General features: G+C 59.9%; 19 protein-coding genes. 12 read left to right on the top strand and 7 right to left on the bottom strand.

Annotated features, from left to right (window positions below):
* Nucleotides 1-67: 67 nt before the first annotated feature.
* The 6 genes from V7Q49_RS04720 to narI all read left to right on the top strand — a co-directional run bounded on the left by V7Q49_RS04720 (nucleotide 68) and on the right by narI (nucleotide 8,954).
* Nucleotides 68-643 (top strand): TetR family transcriptional regulator, encoded by a 576-nt coding sequence (locus V7Q49_RS04720; protein WP_333849581.1) that lies wholly within the window; start codon nucleotides 68-70, stop codon nucleotides 641-643.
* A gap of 197 nt (nucleotides 644-840) precedes the next feature.
* A complete protein-coding gene (locus V7Q49_RS04715) occupies nucleotides 841-2,232 on the top strand; it encodes a NarK family nitrate/nitrite MFS transporter (RefSeq protein ID WP_333849580.1) in 1,392 nt (463 codons plus the stop codon).
* A gap of 68 nt (nucleotides 2,233-2,300) precedes the next feature.
* Nucleotides 2,301-6,041: a nitrate reductase subunit alpha gene (locus V7Q49_RS04710; RefSeq protein WP_333849579.1), complete on the top strand. Its 3,741-nt coding sequence runs from the start codon at nucleotides 2,301-2,303 to the stop codon at nucleotides 6,039-6,041.
* On the top strand, nucleotides 6,038-7,582 hold the full coding sequence (gene narH / locus V7Q49_RS04705; RefSeq protein ID WP_333849578.1) for a nitrate reductase subunit beta: 1,545 nt from the start codon (nucleotides 6,038-6,040) through the stop codon (nucleotides 7,580-7,582). The genes V7Q49_RS04710 and narH overlap by 4 nt, the downstream gene beginning before the upstream one ends.
* Nucleotides 7,582-8,277: a nitrate reductase molybdenum cofactor assembly chaperone gene (gene narW / locus V7Q49_RS04700; protein WP_333849577.1), complete on the top strand. Its 696-nt coding sequence runs from the start codon at nucleotides 7,582-7,584 to the stop codon at nucleotides 8,275-8,277. Before narH ends, narW begins: the two co-directional genes overlap by 1 nt.
* Nucleotides 8,274-8,954, top strand: coding sequence for a respiratory nitrate reductase subunit gamma (gene narI, locus V7Q49_RS04695; protein WP_333849576.1), 681 nt, complete (start codon nucleotides 8,274-8,276; stop codon nucleotides 8,952-8,954). The genes narW and narI overlap by 4 nt, the downstream gene beginning before the upstream one ends.
* Nucleotides 8,955-9,573: 619 nt before the next feature.
* Here the strand turns inward: narI and nhoA are convergent.
* The 4 genes from nhoA to V7Q49_RS04675 form a co-directional block, all read right to left on the bottom strand.
* The gene (gene nhoA / locus V7Q49_RS04690) at nucleotides 9,574-10,419 is read right to left on the bottom strand and encodes an N-hydroxyarylamine O-acetyltransferase (RefSeq protein WP_333849575.1); all 846 of its coding nucleotides are present in this window, start codon (nucleotides 10,417-10,419) and stop codon (nucleotides 9,574-9,576) included.
* A gap of 72 nt (nucleotides 10,420-10,491) precedes the next feature.
* On the bottom strand, nucleotides 10,492-12,081 hold the full coding sequence (locus tag V7Q49_RS04685; protein ID WP_442913059.1) for an ABC transporter permease: 1,590 nt from the start codon (nucleotides 12,079-12,081) through the stop codon (nucleotides 10,492-10,494).
* Nucleotides 12,082-12,185: 104 nt separating this feature from the next.
* Nucleotides 12,186-13,154: an ABC transporter substrate-binding protein gene (locus tag V7Q49_RS04680; RefSeq protein ID WP_333849573.1), complete on the bottom strand. Its 969-nt coding sequence runs from the start codon at nucleotides 13,152-13,154 to the stop codon at nucleotides 12,186-12,188.
* Entirely contained in the window at nucleotides 13,151-13,843 is a 693-nt protein-coding gene (locus V7Q49_RS04675) for an ABC transporter ATP-binding protein (RefSeq protein ID WP_333849572.1), read from the bottom strand. Before V7Q49_RS04675 ends, V7Q49_RS04680 begins: the two co-directional genes overlap by 4 nt.
* A 136-nt stretch (nucleotides 13,844-13,979) precedes the next feature.
* Between V7Q49_RS04675 and V7Q49_RS04670 the strand changes: the two genes are divergently transcribed.
* Complete coding sequence (locus tag V7Q49_RS04670; RefSeq protein WP_333849571.1) at nucleotides 13,980-14,555, top strand: flavin reductase family protein; 576 nt, start codon at nucleotides 13,980-13,982, stop codon at nucleotides 14,553-14,555.
* On the opposite strand, the gene V7Q49_RS04665 is transcribed toward V7Q49_RS04670, so the two are convergent.
* The 3 genes from V7Q49_RS04665 to V7Q49_RS04655 form a co-directional block, all read right to left on the bottom strand.
* On the bottom strand, nucleotides 14,549-15,166 hold the full coding sequence (locus V7Q49_RS04665; protein WP_333849570.1) for a hypothetical protein: 618 nt from the start codon (nucleotides 15,164-15,166) through the stop codon (nucleotides 14,549-14,551). The two genes, V7Q49_RS04670 and V7Q49_RS04665, sit on opposite strands and share 7 nt — an antisense overlap.
* 13 nt (nucleotides 15,167-15,179) lie before the next feature.
* On the bottom strand, nucleotides 15,180-17,282 hold the full coding sequence (fusA, locus tag V7Q49_RS04660) for an elongation factor G (RefSeq protein WP_333849569.1): 2,103 nt from the start codon (nucleotides 17,280-17,282) through the stop codon (nucleotides 15,180-15,182).
* A 123-nt stretch (nucleotides 17,283-17,405) separates the two neighbouring features.
* Complete coding sequence (locus tag V7Q49_RS04655) at nucleotides 17,406-18,284, bottom strand: MBL fold metallo-hydrolase (protein WP_333849568.1); 879 nt, start codon at nucleotides 18,282-18,284, stop codon at nucleotides 17,406-17,408.
* 121 nt (nucleotides 18,285-18,405) lie between these two features.
* On the opposite strand from V7Q49_RS04655, the gene V7Q49_RS04650 reads away from it, so the two are divergent.
* The 5 genes from V7Q49_RS04650 (at nucleotide 18,406) to arsC (ending at nucleotide 22,726) form a co-directional block, all read left to right on the top strand.
* Nucleotides 18,406-19,338, top strand: a complete 933-nt coding sequence (locus V7Q49_RS04650) for a LysR family transcriptional regulator (protein ID WP_333849567.1) — start codon at nucleotides 18,406-18,408, stop codon at nucleotides 19,336-19,338.
* A gap of 88 nt (nucleotides 19,339-19,426) precedes the next feature.
* Nucleotides 19,427-20,416 (top strand): zinc-dependent alcohol dehydrogenase family protein, encoded by a 990-nt coding sequence (locus V7Q49_RS04645; protein WP_333849566.1) that lies wholly within the window; start codon nucleotides 19,427-19,429, stop codon nucleotides 20,414-20,416.
* A 225-nt stretch (nucleotides 20,417-20,641) separates the two neighbouring features.
* Entirely contained in the window at nucleotides 20,642-20,962 is a 321-nt protein-coding gene (locus V7Q49_RS04640) for a transcriptional regulator (RefSeq protein WP_333849565.1), read from the top strand.
* A gap of 36 nt (nucleotides 20,963-20,998) precedes the next feature.
* Nucleotides 20,999-22,288: an arsenic transporter gene (locus tag V7Q49_RS04635; RefSeq protein WP_333849564.1), complete on the top strand. Its 1,290-nt coding sequence runs from the start codon at nucleotides 20,999-21,001 to the stop codon at nucleotides 22,286-22,288.
* Between the two features lie 12 nt (nucleotides 22,289-22,300).
* Nucleotides 22,301-22,726: a glutaredoxin-dependent arsenate reductase gene (gene arsC, locus V7Q49_RS04630; protein ID WP_333849563.1), complete on the top strand. Its 426-nt coding sequence runs from the start codon at nucleotides 22,301-22,303 to the stop codon at nucleotides 22,724-22,726.
* The last annotated feature ends 18 nt before the right edge of the window (nucleotides 22,727-22,744 follow it).

Genomic DNA, 22,744 nt, shown 5'->3' with positions numbered 1-22,744 from the left:
TACGGAAAGTTGAACGCGTGTCCAGCTTTTTGTTACACTCGTTGTCCCCCAGTTGAGAGTGAAAAAAATGAGCTATCTGAGCAAGGACGAGCGGCGGGAAGAGATCCTGCAGGCGGCGATGCGCGTGGCGCTGAGCGAGGGCTTTACCGGGATGACCGTGCGAAGTATTGCCGCCGAAGCGAAAGTGGCGACCGGCCAGGTGCATCACCATTTTGCCTCCGCTGGCGAACTGAAGTCGCAGGCGTTTATCCGCCTGATCCGCGCCCTGCTGGATGCCGACGTGGTGGCTGAAAACGCCAGCTGGCGCGAACGGCTCCACGCCATGCTCGGCAGCGACGATCGCAGCTTTGAACCTTACATTCGCCTGTGGCGCGAAGCGCAGCTGTTAGCCACCCGCGATGTCGAAATAAAGGGCGCTTATGTGTTAACCATGGAGATGTGGCATCAGGAGACGGTCGCCATCATACGGGCGGGTGAGCAGGCGAACGCCTTCAGGCTGAAAGACAGTGCGGAAAACATCGCCTGGCGGCTGATTGGCCTGGTCTGCGGACTGGACGGACTGTATGTGTTATCAATGCCGCAGATGGATGATGCCGCATTTAATCAACACCTGAATACGTTAATTACCCTCGAGCTGGGCTAATCATCAATACCCCTTAACTGTTACGCTTTGTAACACATTAAGCGAGCCCCTTTCTCCCTTATAACTTCAGGGGTTCGCTTTTTTATCTATCCTTTCAGAAGACTCCCAAAAACACCCAATAATTTCTCATCAAAAATTCAGGCAACCGTCTGAATGTATTTCTCTTTCTGCCATTTTCGGATACGCAAGAGGGTAATATGTCACAACAAGCTGAGAAGAATAATCATTATCTGTTGAACAACTGGAAACCGGAAAACGCCGCATTTTGGGAAAATAAAGGTAAAAAAATTGCGCGACGAAATTTAGTGATTTCGGTTGCCTGTCTGCTGTTGGCGTTTTGCGTCTGGATGTTATTTAGCGCGGTGGCGGTGAATCTTAATAAAGTGGGTTTTAATTTCACGACCGATCAGCTGTTTATGTTAACGGCCCTGCCTTCTCTCTCCGGCGCAATATTACGCGTCCCCTACTCCTTTATGGTGCCAATATTCGGCGGCCGCTATTGGACGGTATTAAGCACCGTTATTCTGATTATTCCCTGCGTGTGGCTCGGTATTGCGGTTCAAAACCCGGCTACCCCTTATGCGGTATTTATTACTATCGCCCTGCTGTGCGGTTTTGCCGGGGCGAACTTCGCCTCCAGCATGGGCAACATCAGCTTTTTCTTCCCGAAAGCCAAACAGGGCAGCGCGCTGGGCATTAACGGCGGGCTGGGCAACCTCGGCGTCAGCGTGATGCAGATGGTGGCCCCGGTAGCGATCTTCCTGCCGATGTTCACCTTCCTCGGGGTACACGGCGTGCCGCAGGAGGATGGCTCGTCGCTGTTTCTCGCCAACGCCGCCTGGATCTGGGCCCCGCTGCTGCTGCTGGCAACTGTCGCCGCCTTTTTCGGCATGAACGATATCGCCAGCTCAAAGGCGACCATCGCCAGCCAGCTGCCGGTGCTGAAACGCCTGCACCTGTGGCTGCTGAGCCTGCTCTATCTGGCCACCTTCGGCTCGTTTATCGGCTTTTCCGCCGGCTTTGCCATGCTGTCGAAAACCCAGTTCCCGGACGTCAATATCCTGCATCTGGCCTTCTTTGGTCCGCTGATTGGGGCGCTGGCGCGCTCTGCCGGTGGGGTGATATCCGACAAGCTCGGCGGGGTGCGCGTCACGCTGGTCAACTTCATCTTTATGGCGGTGTTCTCCGCCCTGCTGTTCCTCACCCTGCCGGGCTCAGGCTCCGGCAGCTTTACCGCCTTTTATCTGGTGTTTATGGGGCTGTTCCTCACCGCCGGATTGGGCAGCGGCTCTACCTTCCAGATGATCGCTGTCATCTTCCGGCAAATCACCGTCTATAGAGTCAAACTGCACGGCGGCACCGAAGAGCAGGCCCAGAAAGAGGCCGTTACTGACACCGCCGCCGCGCTGGGCTTTATCTCGGCAATCGGTGCCGTCGGCGGGTTCTTTATCCCTAAAGCCTTCGGTACCTCACTGGCGATGACCGGCTCGCCGGTGGGGGCGATGAAGGTCTTCCTGGTGTTCTACATCGTCTGCGTGTTCGTCACCTGGCTGGTGTATGGCCGTCGGCAGAAACACGTCAAAGCATAACGCGTCAGTTCAATTTTTTGTGAGCAGTGTAACCACGGGGCGGGAGTCGCCCCGTCAGGAGAAACGTCATGAGTAAATTGTTGGATCGCTTTCGTTATTTCAAACTTAAAGGCGAGACCTTCGCCGACGGTCACGGTCAGGTGATGCACACCAACCGCGACTGGGAGGACAGCTATCGCCAGCGATGGCAGTTCGACAAAATCGTGCGATCCACCCACGGCGTGAACTGCACCGGCTCCTGTAGCTGGAAAATCTACGTCAAGAATGGCCTGGTGACCTGGGAAACCCAGCAGACCGACTACCCCCGCACCCGCCCCGACCTGCCGAACCACGAGCCGCGCGGCTGTCCGCGCGGGGCCAGCTACTCCTGGTATCTCTACAGCGCCAACCGCCTGAAGTACCCTCTGGTGCGCCGCAAGCTGATCGAGCTGTGGCGCGAGGCGCTGGCCCAGCACAGCGATCCGGTGCTGGCCTGGAACGCCATCCAGAATGACCCGCAAAAAAGCCAGAGCTACAGGCAGGCCCGCGGTCACGGCGGGTTTATCCGCTCGAACTGGAAAGAGCTGAACCAGCTTATCGCCGCCGCCAACGTCTGGACCATCAAACACTACGGCCCGGACCGGGTGGCGGGCTTCTCGCCGATCCCGGCGATGTCGATGGTCTCCTACGCCGCGGGCACCCGCTATCTCTCCCTGCTGGGCGGTACCTGCCTCAGCTTCTACGACTGGTACTGCGATCTGCCGCCCGCCTCGCCGATGACCTGGGGCGAGCAGACCGACGTGCCGGAGTCTGCCGACTGGTATAACTCGAGCTATATCATCGCCTGGGGCTCCAACGTGCCGCAGACCCGTACCCCGGACGCCCACTTTTTTACCGAAGTGCGCTACAAAGGGACCAAAACCATCGCCATCACCCCCGATTTTTCGGAAGTGGCGAAGCTCAGCGACCAGTGGCTGGCACCCAAACAGGGCACCGACAGCGCCTTAGCCATGGCGATGGGCCATGTGATCCTGAAAGAGTTCCACCTCGATAACCCGAGCGACTATTTCCTCAACTACTGCCGTCGCTATACCGACATGCCGATGCTGGTGATGCTCGATCCGCACGAGGACGGCAGCTACGTGCCGGGGCGGATGCTGCGCGCCTCGGATCTCGCCGACGGTCTGGGCGAAGCCAATAACCCGGAGTGGAAAACCGTCGCCTTCACCGCCACGGGCGATCTGGTGGTGCCCAACGGCTCTATCGGCTTCCGCTGGGGTGAAAAAGGCAAATGGAACCTCGAACCGCAGGCGGCAGGCCAGGAGACCGAGCTGGCCCTCTCCCTGCTGGGCACCCGCGACAGCGTCGCCGGGGTGGCCTTCCCCTACTTTGGCGGCAATGAAAACCCGCACTTCCGCAGCGTGAAGCAGGAGCCGGTGCTGGTCCGCCAGCTGCCGGTAAAAATCCTGCCCCTCGCCGACGGTCGCCAGTTGCACGTCGCCAGCGTCTACGATCTGGTGCTGGCCAACTACGGCCTCGACCGCGGGCTGGAGGATGTTCACGCCGCGAAAGATTACGCTGAGATCAAAGCCTACACCCCGGCCTGGGGGGAGCAGATCACCGGCGTGCCGCGTCGTCATATCGAGCAAATCGCCCGGGAGTTCGCCGATACGGCAAATAAAACCCACGGCCGGTCGATGATCATTCTCGGGGCCGGGGTGAACCACTGGTATCACATGGACATGAACTACCGGGGGATGATCAACATGCTGGTGTTCTGCGGCTGCGTGGGCAAAAGCGGCGGCGGCTGGTCGCATTATGTTGGCCAGGAGAAGCTGCGCCCGCAGACCGGCTGGCTGCCGCTGGCCTTTGCCCTCGACTGGAACCGTCCGCCGCGCCAGATGAACAGCACCTCGTTCTTCTACAATCATGCCAGCCAGTGGCGCTATGAAAAACTGACCGCCCAGGAGCTGCTCTCCCCGCTGGCGGACGCCTCTAAGTTCACCGGGCATCTGATCGACTTTAACGTCCGCGCCGAGCGCATGGGCTGGCTGCCGTCCGCGCCGCAGCTCAACCTCAACCCGCTGCACATCAAGGCCCAGGCGGATGCCGTCGGCATGTCGCCGCAGGAGTACACCGCCCAGGCGCTGCGATCCGGCGATATCCGCATGGCCTGCGAGCAGCCGGACAGCGGCAATAACCACCCGCGCAACCTGTTCGTCTGGCGCTCGAACCTGCTTGGCTCCTCCGGCAAGGGGCACGAATACATGCTCAAGTACCTGCTCGGCACCGAGAGCGGCATTCAGGGCGATGACCTCGGCTCGACGGATGACGTCAAGCCGGAAGAGGTGGAGTGGCAGACCGCCGCCATCGAGGGCAAGCTGGATCTGCTGGTCACGCTGGATTTCCGCATGTCCAGCACCTGCCTGTTCTCGGATATCGTCCTGCCCACCGCCACCTGGTATGAAAAAGACGATATGAATACCTCGGATATGCATCCGTTTATTCATCCGCTCTCCGCCGCGGTGGATCCGGCGTGGGAATCCCGCAGCGACTGGGAGATCTACAAGGGCATCGCCAAAGTCTTCTCGGAGGTCTGCGTCGGGCATCTGGGCAGCGAAACCGACGTGGTGTTGCAACCGTTGCAGCACGACTCCCCGGCAGAGCTGGCCCAGCCGTTCGACATCGCCGACTGGCGCAAAGGCGAATGCGATTTGATCCCCGGCAAAACCGCGCCGAATATCGCCGTAGTGGAGCGTAACTACCCGGAAACCTATGAGCGCTTTACCGCCCTCGGGCCGCTGCTGGACAAGCTCGGCAACGGCGGGAAAGGCATCTCGTGGAACACCCAGGACGAGGTCGATTTCCTCGGCAAGCTCAACTACGTCAAGCTCGACGGCCCGGCGAAAGGCCGCCCGCGCATTGAGACGGCCATTGACGCTTCGGAGGTGATCCTCGCCCTCGCCCCGGAAACCAACGGCCAGGTGGCGGTCAAAGCCTGGGAGGCGCTGGCCGAGTTCACCGGCCGCGAGCATACCCATCTGGCGCTGAACAAGGAGGACGAGAAGATCCGTTTCCGCGATATTCAGGCCCAGCCGCGCAAAATCATCTCCAGCCCCACCTGGTCCGGCATTGAGAGCGAGCACGTCTCCTACAACGCCGGGTACACCAACGTCCATGAGCTGATCCCGTGGCGCACCCTCTCGGGCCGCCAGCAGCTGTATCAGGATCATCAGTGGATGCGCGCCTTCGGCGAGAGCCTGGTGGCCTATCGTCCGCCGATTGATACCCGCAGCGTGACCCATATGCGCGAGATCCCGCCGAACGGCTTCCCGGAGAAGGCACTGAACTTCCTGACCCCGCACCAGAAGTGGGGCATCCACTCCACCTACAGCGAAAACCTGCTGATGCAGACCCTGTCGCGCGGAGGGCCGATTGTCTGGATCAGCGAAACCGACGCCCGCGAGCTGGGCATTGAGGATAACGACTGGATCGAGTGCTTCAACGCCAACGGCGCCCTCACCGCCCGGGCGGTGGTCAGCCAGCGCGTGCCGCCGGGGATGACCATGATGTACCACGCCCAGGAGCGCATTCTGAACATTCCGGGATCCGAAGTGACCGGGCGGCGCGGCGGCATTCATAACTCGGTGACCCGCATCTGCCCGAAACCAACCCACATGATAGGCGGCTACGCCCAGCTGGCCTACGGCTTCAACTACTACGGCACCGTCGGCTCTAACCGCGACGAGTTCATCATGATCCGCAAGATGAAAAACATTAACTGGCTGGATGGCGAAGGTCGGGATCAGGTTCAGGAGGCGAAAAAATGAAAATACGCTCACAGGTTGGCATGGTACTCAATCTCGATAAATGCATCGGGTGTCACACCTGCTCGGTGACCTGCAAAAACGTCTGGACCGGGCGCGAAGGCATGGAGTACGCCTGGTTTAACAACGTCGAAACCAAGCCGGGCATCGGCTATCCGAAAAACTGGGAGGATCAGGAGGAGTGGCAAGGCGGCTGGATCCGCGGCATTACCGGCAAGCTGACGCCGCGCCTCGGCGGCAAGCTGGGGGTGCTGTCAAAAATCTTCGCCAACCCGCAGATGCCGCAGATTGACGACTACTACGAACCTTTCACCTTCGACTATCAGGATCTGCACCGCGCCCCGGAGGGCAATCACCTGCCTACCGCCCGCCCGCGCTCGCTGATTGACGGCAAGCGGATGGACAAAATTAAGTGGGGGCCGAACTGGGAGGAGCTGCTCGGCGGCGAGTTCGAGAAGCGCGCCCGGGACCGTAACTTCGACAGGATGCAGAAGGAGATGTACGGCCAGTTCGAAAACACCTTCATGATGTATCTTCCGCGCCTGTGCGAGCACTGCCTGAACCCGAGCTGCGCGGCGACCTGCCCGAGCGGGGCGATCTACAAGCGCGAAGAGGACGGCATCGTGTTGATCGACCAGGACAAATGCCGCGGCTGGCGGCTGTGCATCAGCGGCTGTCCGTACAAAAAAATCTACTTCAACTGGAAGAGCGGCAAGTCGGAAAAATGTATTTTCTGCTATCCGCGGATCGAATCCGGCCAGCCGACCGTCTGCTCGGAAACCTGCGTCGGGCGCATCCGCTACCTCGGCGTGCTGCTGTATGACGCAGACCGTATCGAAGAGGCCGCCAGCACCGAGCACGAAACCGATCTCTATGAGCGTCAGTGCGACGTGTTCCTGAACCCGCACGATCCGGCCATTATTGAAGAGGCGGTGAAGCAAGGTATTCCGCAGAACGTCATCGACGCGGCCCAGCGCTCCCCGGTTTACAAAATGGCGATGGACTGGAAGCTGGCCCTGCCGCTGCACCCGGAATACCGCACCCTGCCGATGGTCTGGTACGTGCCGCCGCTGTCGCCGATCCAGTCTTACGCTGATGCCGGGGGTCTGCCGCAGACCGACAGCATCCTCCCGGCGGTGGAAAGCCTGCGTATTCCGGTGCAGTATCTGGCGAACATGCTCAGCGCGGGCGATACCGGCCCGGTGCTGCGCGCCCTCAAACGCATGATGGCGATGCGCCACTACAAACGCTCCCAGACCGTGGAAGGCGTGACCGATACCCGCGCCATTGAGGAAGTGGGCCTCAGCGTCGAGCAGGTGGAGGAGATGTACCGCTATCTCGCCATCGCCAACTACGAAGACCGCTTCGTGATCCCCACCAGCCACCGGGAAATGGCCCGCGACGCCTTCCCGGAGAAAAACGGCTGCGGCTTTACCTTCGGCGACGGCTGCCACGGCTCCGACACCAAATTCAACCTGTTTAACAGCAGCCGCATCGACGCCATCAACATTACCGAGGTGCGTGAACACGGGGAGGGAGAGTAATGCAGATCCTCAAAATTATCGCCCTGCTGATTGAGTATCCTGACGAGGCGCTGTGGGAGAGTCGTGATGAGGCAATCGCCCTGGTGAAGCAGGATGCGCCGGGGCTGCTGCCCTTTGCGCAGCACTATCTCAACGCCCCGCTGCTCGACCGGCAGGCCGAGTGGTGTGAGGTGTTCGAGCGCGGGCGCGCCACCTCGCTGCTGCTGTTCGAACATGTGCATGCCGAATCCCGCGATCGCGGTCAGGCGATGGTCGACCTGATGAACCAGTACGAGCAGGCCGGGCTACAGCTCGACTGCCGCGAGCTGCCGGACTATCTGCCGCTCTATCTGGAGTATTTAAGCATTCTGCCTGAGACGCAGGCCCGGGAGGGGTTGCAGAACGTCGCGCCGATCCTGGCCCTGATTGGCGGGCGGCTGAAACAGCGCGAGGTGGCGCACTATCAGCTGTTTGACGCCCTGCTAAGATTCGCGGGCAGCACGCTTTCCAGTGACAGTGTCACGCAGCAGGTGGCGGGTGAAAAACGGGACGACACCCGCCAGGCGCTGGATGCGGTCTGGGAAGAGGAGCAGGTGAAGTTTATCGAGGATAACGCGACGGCCTGCGACAGCTCGCCGATGCAGCAATATCAACGACGCTTTAGCCAGGACGTCGCGCCGCAGTACGTAGACGTCAGTGCCGGAGGCCCAAAATGACACACCATCTGAACGTCTTTTTCTTCGACATTTATCCGTACATCTGCGCCGCGGTCTTTTTCCTCGGCAGCTGGCTGCGGTATGACTACGGCCAGTACACCTGGCGCGCCTCCTCCAGCCAGCTGCTGAGCAAGCGCGGCATGAACTGGGGCTCTAACCTGTTCCACATCGGCATTCTGGGGATTTTCTTCGGCCATCTGTTCGGGATGTTAACCCCGCACTGGATGTACGCCTGGTTCCTGCCGATGGCGGTTAAACAGCAGCTGGCGATGATTGCCGGGGGGATTTGCGGCGTACTGACCCTGATTGGCGGCGCAATGCTGTTGTATCGTCGCCTGTTCAATCAGCGGGTGCGCGCCACCTCCACCACCCCGGATATCATCATCATGAGCATTCTGTTAACCCAGTGCGTGCTCGGCCTGACGACCATTCCGTTCTCGGCGCAATACCCGGACGGCAGCGAAATGCTGAAGCTGGTCGGCTGGGCCCAGGGGATCTTTACCTTCCAGGGGGGATCGTCCGAGATGCTGACCGGCGTAGCCATTATTTTCCGCGTCCATCTGGTGCTGGGGATGACTATCTTCCTGATCTTCCCCTTCACCCGCCTGGTGCACGTCTGGAGCGCGCCGTTCGAATACATCACCCGGCGCTATCAGCTGGTGAGAGCCAGAAGGTAAAGTTGGTTCCCTCTCCCTGTGGGAGAGGGCCAGGGTGAGGGCATCAGACCGCACAACTGTGTGCGGGGGAATCTCTACAAAAATATTGGCACGATCGGCCCCCTCTCCATTCAGGGAGAGGGCTGGGGTGAGGGGGAACATGCGACTGAGGTGGTGGTTCCGTTCACCTTACGTTCTGCACTTCTCTGTCAACCGCGTCACCCGTGAACGTGCGAAGGGGGCTCGCCGCCGCCCCCTTCACAATCCCGCTCCCGGCAAAGAAAATCGCCGCTTCGCGGTGACCTCAGCTTATTCCTTCAGGCTTTCGGGTCGGGCACCAGCCTGCATCCGTGCGGCTATGCCCTCTCGGCGCGTCCCTGCGCCTCGCCCCGGCCTTACGGAAACGCTTCGGCGATTTTCAGCCGGACAAGGGAGCCGCTGTAAGTCATTTATGATTATGTAATTATTTCATTGTTTTAAATGCAAAGGAATTACTGGGGATCCCTCAGCCCTGTGGTAGAGGGCCGGAGTGAGGGGATCAGGCCGCACAACAACGCCGGGTGGCGGCTGCGCCTTACCCGTCCTACAAAAACTGCGGCACGTAGGCCGGGCAAGCGCAAGCGCCGCCCGGCGTTGCGCCCTATTTCCCCGCCTGCGGATGGGTTTCAAACCCGGCCATTACCGCCGTCAGTTCTGCCAGTGAAAAACCGTGCTTAGGATCGTCTACGCCCAGCCCGAATCGCGTCTGCATCAGCTGATAAAGCGCCTCCGCATCCGGCAGATTAATCTGCTCAACCACGTGCCCGTCCTGCCAGTGGGTAAAGTGCAGGTTGGTGAGGGTCAGTTTGCCGCCGTCCGGCAGATGCCGACACATCAGCAGATGATGACGGAAATGGGACTGCGGCCAGTGTGCAGACCAGAAGTTGCCCATCACGTAATCGGTTTGATATTGCGCCGCGAGATCGAAGTGATACATCGACTGCCAGTGATCGTGATGCCGGAACTGAAGCACCCAGTCCTGGCCGTCGTTAATCAGCCGGTAGACCCCGTGCGGCGTCGCCTGCTCCTCCTCGGCGATTAGACGAATCGGCGCGGTCAGCGTCTGCCCGCCAAAGCCGACATCGGCGATCCAGCGTTCGCCGTTCAGCTCCACCAGCAGCAGGCGATGGGTGCGTGGCGGCATGTGGGGCGGATTTGCCAGCACCACCCGGCCCAGCAGGCTGCGGACGTTAAACCCCACCTCACGCAGCGCCCGCTCGAACAGGCCGTTCTGCTCAAAGCAGTAGCCCCCGCGCCGGGCGGTGACCAGCTTATCGACCAGGGATTGATCGTCGAGCTGGATCTCCCGGGGCAGTACCACATCGATATTTTCAAAAGGAATGGCGCTGTTGTGCTGCAGATGCAGCGCCCGCAGGGTGTCGATATCCACAGCAACCGGCTGCTGCCAGCCGGTGCGGGCGAAATACGCGGTCAAAAACGGGGTCATAGTCAGTTTCCTTTTACAGTTCTTCCTTGTTTATAAACTATTTTGATCCGCCCACTGTCGCAAAAGTGCTTTTTACCCGCGCGCCGTGCGTTGCATGATCCCCAGCGCCGTCAGCATTAACACCAGCCCGGTGAGCAGCGTCAGGGTCGCCATCGCCATCCCCTGCCCGACGGATCCCTGCTCGAACTGCCGCCAGATAAACACCGACACGGTTTGCGTTCCCGCCGGGGCCAGCAGCAGCGAGGTGACCAGCTCGCGCGAGGCGATGGCAAACACCATCAGCATCGCCGCCAGCATCGCCGGGGAGACCAGCGGCAGAACGATAAAGCGCAACGCCTGCAGCGCCGACGCACCATGCACCCGCGCGGCAGGCTCCAGATTACCGCCGAGCTGGCGCAGCGCGCTGCCGACATAGCGCACCGGCCACGGCAGCAGCAGGCAACAATAGGAAAGCAGCAGGATCGCCCAGCTGTTATAGGGTGAGACCGGCCAGAACGGCTGGTTCCACAGCAGGATCAGCCCCACCCCAACCACCACGCCGGGCAGAGCGGCGGGCATCAGCGACAGCGCATCCAGCAGTCCGTGGCCTTTGATCTTTTGCACCACCACCAGCCAGGCGACCAGCAGGCCGAGCAACCCGGTGATGCAGGCCGCGCCCAGGGCCAGCGACAGGCTGGTGCCCAGCGCCGCCAGGGCATCCCCCTGCTGGCTGAACAGCGCCGCATAGTGGGAGCCGGTCAGATTGGCGAGCGTCACCCCACCCGACAGGGTTCCCAGCACCCCGGACAACGCCATGGAAGCGCCCGGCAGGATCACCGCAATAAACCCGGTCAGCGCCAGCAGCACCACCACCGGCAGGATAAAGCCGCCGGCATCCGCGCCCATGTTCTCCGTCGGCTTGCCGGTAATGCTGGTCACATCCTGATTGCCGGTCAGCTTTTTCTGTAGCCACCAGGCGCTGAGGGCGATAGTCACCAGCACCACCGAGAGCATCGACGCGCCGGACAAATCAATCGGCCATTCAGCGAGTTTTTTTTCGATATCGGTGGTCAGCATCAGCACCCCGGCGCGGGTGCCGAGCGCCGCGGGCACGCCATACTCCTCAATCGCCAGGGTGAAGGCCAGCAGCATCCCCGCCGCCAGCGAGGGTGACAGCATCGGCAAAGTGATATGCCAGAAGGCCCGTCCGGGTGAGGCTCCGTGGACCTGCGCCACCCGCGCCAGACGCTGCCCGCTCGCCAGCAGGCTGCGCGACACCGCGAAATAGACCACCGGGAAGATATTCAGGGCCATCACCAGCACCATCCCGGTCTGGCTGAACAGCAAATTATTGAGGTTAAGGCCAGTGAGCTGTTGCAGATAGCCGTTCGTTTGCAGCACCAGCATCCACGACAGCGCGGCGATATAGGGCGGGGTTAAAAACGGGATCAGAAACAGCAGATCCCACAGCCGGGGCAGCGGCAGGTTAAGCAGCCCGCGCGCCACGCCGAGGGGAAAGCCAATCAGGGCGCTGATCAGCGCCACGCCGACGGCAACCTGCAAGGTACCACCCAGCATAGTGGGCAGCTGCGGCTCGGCCAGCAGCGTCGCCACGCCGCTGAAGGCCCCGGAGAAGATCCCGGCGCTGAACTGCGGAAACACTGCCTGCAGCAAAATAAACATGAGCGGAAACGCCACCAGGATCACCAGTAGCGCCAGCGTCGTCACCGACAAGAATTTAGGATTCACAAAGCAGTCCTGAAGACGGGGTTGCCCCCGTCGCCTGATTATAAGGTGAAGAGCGTGTGGAAACGCTTGAGGATATCGCTGCGTTCGCTGGAACCATCGCTTTTTGTCGGCAGGATTTTCAGATCGTTAAGCAGCGGACGCTTCGCCTGCACGTCTTCGCGGGCCGGCATCAGCCAGGCATCGGCCACCATTGCCTGACCTTCTGGCGACAGAACGTAATCGACGAAGGCTTTGGCCTCCTCCGCATGCTGGGTGGATTTGAGGATCATCATCGGGCGCGGGGCAATCACCGTGCCGCTGGCCGGGAAGATCACCTTCAGGGATTCCCCCTGGCTGATGTTGCCATAAGAGACATAGTCCACCGCGCCAAACACCGCCGCTTTCGCTCCCTGCATCACTGGGGTCACCGCCTGGGCGTTCGGGCCGCTGACCACCATGCCGTTCTTTTTCAGCGCATCAAACAGGGTCCAGGCCTTGTCGCCCATGCCGTTTTGCAGCCCGATCAGCAGATCGAGCGACGCGCCGGACAGCGCCGGGTCCGGGGTGGTGACTTTGTCTTTGAAGGCGTCGGTGGTCAGATCGCGCCACTCTTTCGGCTCCGGGGTGCCGCTTTTGGTGTTCCAGACGATGCCTAACGCCGACACGCCCTGCGCCACATAGTCCTCGGATTTCAGGTCTGCGGGCACATTTGCCGCATTGGCGCTCTGGTACGGCAGCAGCCAGCCGCGGTTGTGCAGATCTTCCGCCGTATCCCAGGAGGCGGAGATCAGAATATCGGCCTGCGGATTCGCCTGTTCCGCTTCGAGACGGGCCATCACTTTGCCGGTGGTCGCCTGGAAGATATCCACCTTCACGCCGGTTTTCTTTTCAAAGCCGCTGGCGAGGCTTTTAGCCAGCGACCCCGGCCCTGCGGTGTAGACGGTCAGCGCGTGGGCGCTGGACATCATTACGGACGATAACGCCATGGCTAACAGGACTCCCTTTTTAACGGACATTGCAGCTTTCATGCGAACTCCCCTGAGGATGTAATCAAACGATCGGCAGCGACGCTGCCAGCAGACAAATGCACGATGCGATCGGCCAGGATTTCAGCCTCCCGGCGGTCGTGGGTAACATAGACGGCGGTGGTGCCGAGTTGGCGCAGCAGCGTGGCCATCTCGTGACACAAGGTTCCACGCAGTTCGCTGTCGAGGTTGGAGAGCGGCTCGTCAAACAGCAGCACCCGCGGCTCGGCGACAATCGCCCGGGCCAGGGCCACGCGCTGTTGCTGCCCGCCGGAGAGCCCTGCGGGCTTGCGGTGGGCAAACTCGCTTAAGCCGACGCGAGCCAGGGCCTGGGCGACACGGCTGTCGCGTTCCTGACGCGGGATATGACGCATCTTCAGCGGGAACATCACATTCTGTGCCACGGTCATGTGCGGCCAGAGGGCGTAGTCCTGGAACACCATGCCGATGTCACGGGCTTCCGGCGGCAAGGCCCATCCGGTTTTCGCCACCAGGCGATCGCCAAAATGGAGTTCCCCCTGTGCGGGCTGGGTTAGCCCCGCCAGCAGGCGCAACAGGGTGCTTTTCCCGCAGCCCGACGGCCCCAGCAGCGCAACCACGCTACCCGGCTCGATATGCAGATCGATTTGATTCAAAACGGTATTCGCGCCAAAAGCGTACGAGACGCCTTTGAGCGTGATGGAAGTGAGCATATTGTTATCCTCTTTGGGATTTGATGCTCGCCACTGTAGGCCGCTTATGTGACTAAACCATGAAGCATTTATTGCGTATTGATTTCCAATGGCTTTCAGCCGTTTAATGCTCTGACGCTATTTATGAGGAAAATCCATGAGCCACTTCCGCCCCGTTGAGTTAAAGCACGCCAGCCGCCTGTTGAATCACGGCCCTACCGTCTTAATCACCAGCCGCGACGAGACAATCGACCGCCGCAACGTGATGGCCGCGGCCTGGTCGATGCCGGTGGAGTTCGAACCGCCGCGGATCGCCATCGTGGTGGATAAAAGCGCCTGGTCGCGGGAGCTGATTGAGCGCAGCGGCCGGTTCGGGATCGTTATCCCCGGCGTGGCGGCGACCAACTGGACCTACGCGGTGGGCAGCGTCAGCGGTCGGGATGAGGATAAGTTCAACTGCTACGGCATTCCGGCCATCGACGGCCCGGTGCTGGGGCTGCCGGTGATCGAGGAGAAGTGCCTGGCGTGGATGGAGTGCCGTCTGCTGCCCGCCACCTCGGCGGCGGAAAAATATGACACCCTGTTTGGCGAAGTGGTCTCTGCTGCGGCGGATGAGCGGGCGTTTATCGCCGGACGATGGCAGTTTGACGACGATAAGCGCAATACCCTGCACCACCTGGGGGCCGGGACTTTTGTGACCAGCGGGAAGCAGGTGAAAGCGCCGGGTCAGTAGGTCTTATAAGGGATCCGCAGCCGATCCAGCACGTTGGTAAAATCCTGCACTGCCACGAAGACCACCGCCCCTTTACCGGGGATGACGTTAGTGATAATTCCCACCGTCTCCCCGGTCAGGCTGTCGATCACCGGTCCGCCGGACATCCCTGATACCGCCCCCGCCCCGGTGATGATGCCGTAGTAGCAGCCGTCGCGCTTCACGAAACCGTCGATCTTGCCCCTGCTGGATTTAGGCAGGCTGTTGATGGCGCTGTAGCCGAACAGGGTGACGTTGCGCCCGACCCTGGCCCAGGCCAGCTGATGCACGATCTTGCCGCGGTTGTTATCGGCTATCACCGCCACGTCGCAGGTGGGATGTTCGGCCCTGATGGGCTTGAGCAACGGCACCGCGACGTGGGCGGCGGTGAGAGACAGGGTGCTTGAGACCGGAAAGGTGGTGCCCTGCATCCCGGCCACAAACCAGTTCAGCGGCGCAGGCAGGCCGATAAAAACTAAATCCGCCTGCTTCGTTGCGGTAAAGTCAGTCCGGCTGGTACCGGACATCACCACACACCCCAGCAGGGTAAGGGGTGCCATGAGTGAGGCGAGAGCATAATGCAGACGCTTCATGGTTGGTCCGGATCTACTTTTTCGACCGCCCGGCGATGATCTCATCGGCCACGATACGCGGGGCCTCGGCGTAATGGTGGAACTCCATGCTGTAGGTCGCCCGCCCCTGGGACATGGAGCGCAGCGTGGTGGCGTAACCGAACATCTCCGCCAGCGGCACGTCGGCGCGGATAATCTGGCTGCCGAACTGCTCCTCCATCCCCTGCACCAGCCCGCGCCGGGAGGAGAGATCGCCCATAATATTTCCGGCATACTCTTCCGGGGTTTCGACCTCGACGTGCATCATCGGCTCGAGGATCACCGGGTCGGCCTTGCGCGCCGCGTCCTTAAAGCCGAAGATGGCCGCCATGCGGAAGGCCATCTCCGAGGAGTCGACCTCGTGATAAGAGCCAAAGGTCAGGGTCGCTTTGATATCGACCACCGGGTAGCCCGCCAGCACGCCGCTGTTCATCGCTTCCCGCAGCCCTTTCTCCACCGACGGAATGTACTCCCGCGGCACCACCCCACCTTTGGTGGCATCGACAAAGGCAAATCCGCTGCCCGGCGCCTGTGGCTCGAGGCTCAGCACCACGTGGCCGTACTGCCCTTTCCCGCCGGACTGGCGAACAAACTTGCCCTCGATGTCGTTCACCGCTTTGCGAATGGTCTCCCGGTAGGTGACCTGAGGACGGCCAATATTGGCCTCGACGCCGAACTCGCGCCGCATGCGGTCGACGATGATCTCCAGATGCAGCTCGCCCATCCCGGAGATAATCGTCTGGCCGGACTCTTCATCGGTATGCAGGTGGAAGGAGGGATCTTCCGCCGCCAGCCGGTGCAGCGCGATGCCCATTTTCTCCTGGTCGGCTTTGGTTTTCGGCTCGATGGAGAGGGAGATCACCGGGTCCGGGAACTCCATCCGCTCGAGGGTGATCACCGCGTTGGGATCGGTCAGGGTGTCGCCGGTCGTCACATCCTTCAGCCCGACGCAGGCGGCGATATCCCCGGTGCGCAGCTCCTCGACGTCGTGCCGGTCGTTGGCATGCATCAGCACGATGCGCCCGATGCGCTCTTTCTTGCCCTTCACCGGGTTGAACACCGCATCGCCTTTTTTCAGCACCCCGGAGTAGACGCGGATAAAGGTCAACTGGCCGACGTAGGGGTCGGACATCAGTTTGAACGCCAGCGCTGAGAAGGGTTCGTCATCGTTGGGGTGACGCTCGGCGTGCTGGCCTTTTTCATCCACCCCGTCGATGGCGGGCACGTCGAGGGGCGACGGCATCAGCTCAATCACCGCATCCAGCATCCGCTGCACCCCTTTATTTTTGAAGGCGCTGCCGCAGAGCATCGGCTGGATCTCCCCGGCCACTGTGCGTTTGCGCAGGCCGCGGATGATTTCCGCCTCATCGAGATCGTTGCTTTCGAGGTATTTATCCATCAGGTCGTCGCTGGCCTCCGCCGCCGCCGAGACCATTTTATCCCGCCAGGTTTGGGCGGTGGCCTCGAGATCCTCCGGCACCGGGGCATAATTGAAGGTCATTCCCTGGGTGGCGTCATCCCAGATAATCGCCCGCATGTGGATGAGGTCGACCACCCCGGTGAAATGATCTTCGGCCCCGATGGGGATCACAATCGGCACCGGGTGGGCTTTCAGCCGGTCAACCATCATCTGCACCACGTGGAAAAAATCGGCCCCCGGACGGTCCATCTTATTGACGAAGGCGATGCGCGGCACCCGGTACTTATTGGCCTGCCGCCAGACAGTTTCCGACTGCGGCTGCACCCCGCCCACCGAGTCGTAGACCATCACCGCCCCGTCCAGCACCCGCATGGAGCGCTCCACCTCGATGGTAAAATCGACATGCCCGGGGGTGTCGATGATGTTGATTCGATGCGGCTCAAAACCGCGATCCATCCCCGACCAGAAGCAGCTCACCGCCGCCGAGGTGATGGTAATGCCCCGCTCCTGCTCCTGTGCCATCCAGTCGGTGATTGCCGCGCCATCGTGGACCTCCCCCATCTTGTGGCTCACCCCGGTATAAAACAGGATGCGCTCGGTAGTGGTGGTTTTCCCGGCATCAATATGCGCGGAGATACCGATGTTGCGATAACGCTCGAGAGGAATGGGCCGGATCATGATGCATCCTTATTTAATGGACATGACAATCACGCGCTGGGTGAGCGCGTGCAGGTATGTAGATCAGTGTAGTGCCCTGTGAATGGGGGGACGGGTGATTCTGCGGTCGAAAGGCGGGAGGATTTATACTGCCGGAGACCATCCATCATAATGTAAGGCGAACTGTTGCTCAGGGCCACGCTTCACCGTTGCGGTGACGGGCGCGTTGAAGTGCATGCCTGAAACGCTGAGGTTATCGCTGGCCACCCGTTCCAGCAGGCGCTTGCGGGTGAAGGCCGCCGCGGCCGCGTCGCTATCGAAGGCGATGGTCACCTCCGGGTGTTCCACCTGGATATGCGGGAAATGGACAATATCGCCCCAGATGAGCAGCGATTCCCTCTCGTTTCCGACAACATAGCCGCTGTGGCCAGGCGTGTGCCCCGGCAGCGCCACGGCCTGGATGCCAGGCAGAATATCCTCGTGAGAGAACGGCACCAGCTTCTGCTCGTATGCTGCAAACGCATTTTGTGCCAGAACAAAGGCGGGCTTGAAGCCATCCGGGGCGCTGGCCTGCAGGGTTTGGTTGCGCCAGAAAGCCAGTTCATCCTGATGAACAAACAGCCGTTCCACGTTGCGGAAGTGAGGGGTTTGCAACGGGCCCGCCAGGCCGCCTATGTGGTCAGGGTGCGCGTGGGTCAGCAGGATCGTATCGATTTGCAACGGATCGATACCCGCCGCTGCCAGCGCCACAGGCAGACGCCCACCCCAGCCTTTGAAGTTTCCCGCCCCACTGTCGACCAGAATAGTCTGCCTGCCGTTCTGAATGACGTAGACGTTAATGTTCATCCGGGGCAGCACCGACGCCCCGCGTCGTTGCAGTACCGCTTCCGCCTGTGAACCGGTTATGCCGGATAGCAGTTCAAATGAGGCATCCAGATAGCCATCGCTCAGCAGGGTTATGATCGTATCCCCCACTTTTTTGCGGTTGACCATTGGCGCCTGGTAGTTATGGAATAACGACATATCATCACCTTGTTGACTGGAGTGATCTCAGCATAAGTATTTGGTGATGCAGTAAAAAGCGGCGTTTTCGTATTACACTGTTATCAATAAAGTAATAATCCCACGCGGAAGGCTGAGAAAGATGCGCGCCAGAATGTTTGAGTTAATGAGCATATTTGTTGAAGTGGCTGAACAGGGCAGCTTTGCCCGGGCGGCGGATGTCCTGCATCTTCACCGCCCTGCCGTCACCAAAGCCCTGCAGCAGCTGGAAGATGAGCTTGGCAGTAAATTACTGCACCGCACCACCCGCAAAATCAGCCTGACATCCGAAGGTGAAGTGTTCTTACAACGCGCGAAAGCCGTGCTGCATGAGGTGGATGATGTGCTGGCCTCGTTCTCGCCCACGCGACCGCCGCGAGGCCGCCTGCGCGTGGATACGCCCCTGTCGCTGGCACATGCCGTGCTGATCCCGGCCCTGTCAGCGTTTCAGGAAAAGTATCCTGACATCGAGCTGGAGCTGACCTCTTCCGACCACCGTGTCGACATGGTAGCGGAAGGCATTGACTGCGTGATCCGTATGGGGGAACTGCAGGATTCGACGCTGATCTCACGCCGCCTTGGCGACGCACGTCTGGTCACCTGCGCCGCCCCTGCCTATCTGGAACAATACGGCGTGCCAGAGACGCCAGACGATCTGGCCGGACATAAAGCCGTGATGTTCTTTTCGGGCCACAGTCGCGCGGTGATGGACTGGCGTTTTGTCAAAGACGGCACCCCCGTGATCCACCGTCCGGCCAGAACCATGCTGGTCGATAATTCCGATATCCTGCTCTCGTGCGGCCTTTCCGGGCTGGGAATGTTACAGGGGATTCATGCCGTTCTGGCCCCGCATCTCCAGGCCGGCAGGCTGGTTGAAGTGCTTGCTGACTACACCACCGTGACCAAACCTATCTCGGTGCTCTATCCCGACAGACGTTATCTGGCCCCCAAAGTCAGGGTGTTTATCGACTGGTTGACGGAGCTATTTGCCGGAAAATCGGCACAGCTCAATGGATTGTTACCCACAGAGAAATAGTGAAGTTCCGCGACAGCGGTTTTTCCCCCGAACGTTGCCCGGTACATTTTGCGCATGCAATTGTCCGTATCATTCTTCGAGGTGAAAGATGTCAAAAGTTGTCGTATTTAACCAGACGGGTAGCGCCGATGTGCTTGAAATTCAGGATGTTGTTGTAGCTAGTCCTGGCCCGAATGAGGTGCAGATTGCCGTGCGCGCCATCGGCATTAACCGCGCGGAGATCATGTACCGCACCGGTCAGTACGTTATCGAGCCGCAATTTCCGGCTCGCCTGGGCTACGAAGCCGCCGGAGTGGTGCAAGCCGTGGGCACCAGCGTCACGGAGTTTGCTCCTGGCGACAGCGTGAGCGTGATCCCCGCCTTTACGTTCAGTGACTATGGGATGTACGGCGAAATAGTCAACGCCCCGGCTCACGCGGTGGTGAAACATCCGCAGAATCTCAGTTTTGAGCAGGCTGCCGCCAGCTGGATGATGTACGTCACCGCCTTCGGGGCGTTGATAGAGTACGGCAACCTGAAAGCAGGCGATCATGTGCTGATCAATGCCGCGTCCAGCAGCGTCGGGCTGGCGGCAATCCAGATCACCAGGATGCGCGGTGCCATCCCCATCGCCATGACGCGTACCGGTGATAAACGTGCCCTGCTGCTGGAAGCGGGTGCCGCGGCGGTGGTCGCCAGCCAGGAGCAGAGCGTGGCTGAGGAGATTAACCGGCTCACTGCGGGTAAAGGGATTCAGATGGCTTTTGACCCGGTCGGCGGCCCGGGCGTGGCAGAGATTGCGAAAGCGATGTCCGACGGCGCGATTTTCTTCCAGTATGGCGCGCTGGACAGCCGCGATCTCTCGGTTCCGGTCTTTGCCATTCTGGGCAAACATCTGACCTTCAGGGGCTATGAGCTTTTCGAGATCACCACCGACGCTGAAAAAATGGCGCGTGCGAAAGCCTTTGTCAGTGAAGGATTACGCACTGGCGCACTTCAGCCGCTCATCGACAAAACCTTCCCGCTTGAACATATTGCTGATGCACAGCGCTATATGGAGTCGAACGGCCAGGTGGGTAAGATAGTAGTGACGGTGTGAACACATGCCGGGTGGCGCTAACGCTTACCCGGCCTACGGGATCGGTGTTGTAGTGTTGTAGGCCGGGCAAAGCGAAGCTGCCGCCCGGCATTCGCGCCTGGCTTTTGCTGCCCAGCGTTCAGCCCGGGAAGTGTTCCATTCTTTCACCTCCAGAGAAAGCAGGCTATTCCAAACTTAACATATATGATTTAGCATATGTGTATGTTAAACGTATCGGAGTGGGAAATGCTACAGCCTGTTCAGCTTTTCAAAATACTGTCGGATGAGACCCGGCTGGCGATCGTCATGCTTCTCAGGGAGTCCGGGGAGTTATGCGTCTGCGATATCTGTGGCGCGACGGCAGAATCGCAACCCAAGATTTCCCGCCATATGGCGATATTACGTGAGGCTGAGCTGGTGCTCGATCGCCGGGAAGGGAAATGGATCCACTACCGCCTTTCACCGCACATGCCCGCATGGGCAGCAGAAACAATCACCACAGCCTGGCACTGCATGCGGGAGGATGTTCGCGAATGGCTGGCAAAATCAGCCTGCTCATCCTGCTAACACGCATACACTAAATCATATGTAATGGAGTCTGGAATGTTACTGGCAGGGATCATCTTTTTACTGACGCTGGTACTGGTTATCTGGCAGCCGAGAGGCCTCAGCATTGGCTGGAGTGCGAGCATCGGGGCACTGCTGGCGCTGGCGCTCGGCGTTATTCGTGTCGACGACATTCCGGTGGTCTGGAATATCGTCTGGAACGCGACGGCGACCTTCATCGCGGTCATCATCATTAGCCTGCTGCTCGACGAGTCCGGGTTCTTTGAATGGGCTGCGCTGCATGTCGCTCGCTGGGGTAACGGGCGCGGTCGCCTACTGTTTACCTGGATTGTGCTGCTTGGCGCAGTGGTCGCGGCGTTGTTTGCCAACGACGGGGCGGCGCTGATCCTGACACCTATCGTCATTGCCATGCTCCTCGCCCTGGGGTTCAGTCCGGGCACGACGCTGGCCTTTGTAATGGCAGCGGGCTTTATCGCCGACACCGCCAGCCTGCCGCTTATCGTCTCCAACCTGGTCAATATCGTCTCCGCTGACTTCTTCGGGCTGGGCTTTACCGACTACGCGTCGGTGATGATCCCGGTAGATTTGGCCGCCATTGCCGCCACGCTGGTAATGCTGCACCTCTTCTTCCGCAAGGATATCCCGGCAACCTATGACGTTTCGCTATTGAAAGCGCCGGTCTCTGCGATTAAGGATCCGGCGACGTTCCGGGCTGGCTGGATTGTCCTGCTGTTGTTACTTGCCGGATTCTTTGTGCTTGAACCGCTGGGGATCCCGGTCAGCGCGATTGCTGCCGCTGGCGCGATAATCCTGTTTGCGGTAGCGAAAAGAGGCCATGCCATTAATACCGGTAAAGTGCTACGCGGTGCCCCGTGGCAGATCGTTATTTTCTCGCTGGGGATGTATCTGGTGGTCTACGGTCTGCGCAATGCCGGGCTGACGGACTCGCTTTCCGGCGTGCTGAATCTGCTGGCAGAACATGGCTTATGGACGGCAACCCTGGGCACCGGCTTCATCACGGCCTTTCTTTCATCGGTGATGAATAACATGCCGACGGTGCTGATTGGTGCCTTGTCGATTGACGGGAGTACAGCTTCTGGTGTGATCAAAGAGGCGATGATCTATGCCAACGTCATCGGCTGCGATTTAGGCCCTAAGATCACCCCTATCGGCAGCCTGGCGACGCTGCTGTGGCTGCACGTGCTTGCTCAGAAAAATATGACCATCACCTGGGGATACTACTTCCGCACCGGCATCATCATGACTTTGCCTGTGCTGTTTATCACTCTGGCCGCGCTGGCGTTGCGGCTCTCTGTCACTTTGTAATGAGATCCTGATATGAGCGACATTACTATCTATCACAACCCGGCCTGCGGTACGTCACGTAACACGCTGGAGATGATCCGCAATAGCGGCAACGAACCGACCATAATTTATTATCTTGAGACCCCGCCGTCGCGGGATGAGCTGGTGAAGCTCATTGCCGATATGGGGATCGGCGTCCGGGCCTTATTGCGTAAAAATGTTGAACCTTATGAGCAGCTTGGTCTGGCCGACGAGCGGTTGACAGATGAACAGCTGATTGAATATATGCTGCAAAATCCGATTCTGATTAATCGCCCCATCGTTGTGACCCCGCTGGGTACCCGGTTGTGCCGTCCTTCAGAGGTGGTGCTGGATATTCTTCCGGAGCCGCAGCAAGGTGAATTCACCAAAGAGGACGGTGAGAAAGTGGTTGATAGTACCGGGAAGCGACTGGGCTGAGGCTGAAAAACGCCGGGT

This window comes from Leclercia sp. (assembly GCF_036780805.1).
Taxonomy (GTDB): Bacteria; Pseudomonadota; Gammaproteobacteria; order Enterobacterales; family Enterobacteriaceae; genus Enterobacter.
The sequence above is the reverse complement of the archived record's forward strand: the minus strand, read 5'-3'. Positions and strand labels throughout refer to the sequence as shown.

Excerpts from the sequence above, each read along its gene's own strand:
- V7Q49_RS04720 (WP_333849581.1), top strand. The coding sequence starts at position 68 with ATGAGCTATCTGAGCAAGGACGAGCGGCGGGAAGAGATCCTGCAGGCG.
- V7Q49_RS04715 (WP_333849580.1), top strand. The coding sequence starts at position 841 with ATGTCACAACAAGCTGAGAAGAATAATCATTATCTGTTGAACAACTGG.
- V7Q49_RS04710 (WP_333849579.1), top strand. The coding sequence starts at position 2,301 with ATGAGTAAATTGTTGGATCGCTTTCGTTATTTCAAACTTAAAGGCGAG.
- narH (WP_333849578.1), top strand. The coding sequence starts at position 6,038 with ATGAAAATACGCTCACAGGTTGGCATGGTACTCAATCTCGATAAATGC.
- narW (WP_333849577.1), top strand. The coding sequence starts at position 7,582 with ATGCAGATCCTCAAAATTATCGCCCTGCTGATTGAGTATCCTGACGAG.
- narI (WP_333849576.1), top strand. The coding sequence starts at position 8,274 with ATGACACACCATCTGAACGTCTTTTTCTTCGACATTTATCCGTACATC.
- nhoA (WP_333849575.1), bottom strand. The coding sequence starts at position 10,419 with ATGACCCCGTTTTTGACCGCGTATTTCGCCCGCACCGGCTGGCAGCAG.
- V7Q49_RS04685 (WP_442913059.1), bottom strand. The coding sequence starts at position 12,081 with ATGTTTATTTTGCTGCAGGCAGTGTTTCCGCAGTTCAGCGCCGGGATC.
- V7Q49_RS04680 (WP_333849573.1), bottom strand. The coding sequence starts at position 13,154 with ATGAAAGCTGCAATGTCCGTTAAAAAGGGAGTCCTGTTAGCCATGGCG.
- V7Q49_RS04675 (WP_333849572.1), bottom strand. The coding sequence starts at position 13,843 with ATGCTCACTTCCATCACGCTCAAAGGCGTCTCGTACGCTTTTGGCGCG.
- V7Q49_RS04670 (WP_333849571.1), top strand. The coding sequence starts at position 13,980 with ATGAGCCACTTCCGCCCCGTTGAGTTAAAGCACGCCAGCCGCCTGTTG.
- V7Q49_RS04665 (WP_333849570.1), bottom strand. The coding sequence starts at position 15,166 with ATGAAGCGTCTGCATTATGCTCTCGCCTCACTCATGGCACCCCTTACC.
- fusA (WP_333849569.1), bottom strand. The coding sequence starts at position 17,282 with ATGATCCGGCCCATTCCTCTCGAGCGTTATCGCAACATCGGTATCTCC.
- V7Q49_RS04655 (WP_333849568.1), bottom strand. The coding sequence starts at position 18,284 with ATGTCGTTATTCCATAACTACCAGGCGCCAATGGTCAACCGCAAAAAA.
- V7Q49_RS04650 (WP_333849567.1), top strand. The coding sequence starts at position 18,406 with ATGCGCGCCAGAATGTTTGAGTTAATGAGCATATTTGTTGAAGTGGCT.
- V7Q49_RS04645 (WP_333849566.1), top strand. The coding sequence starts at position 19,427 with ATGTCAAAAGTTGTCGTATTTAACCAGACGGGTAGCGCCGATGTGCTT.
- V7Q49_RS04640 (WP_333849565.1), top strand. The coding sequence starts at position 20,642 with ATGCTACAGCCTGTTCAGCTTTTCAAAATACTGTCGGATGAGACCCGG.
- V7Q49_RS04635 (WP_333849564.1), top strand. The coding sequence starts at position 20,999 with ATGTTACTGGCAGGGATCATCTTTTTACTGACGCTGGTACTGGTTATC.
- arsC (WP_333849563.1), top strand. The coding sequence starts at position 22,301 with ATGAGCGACATTACTATCTATCACAACCCGGCCTGCGGTACGTCACGT.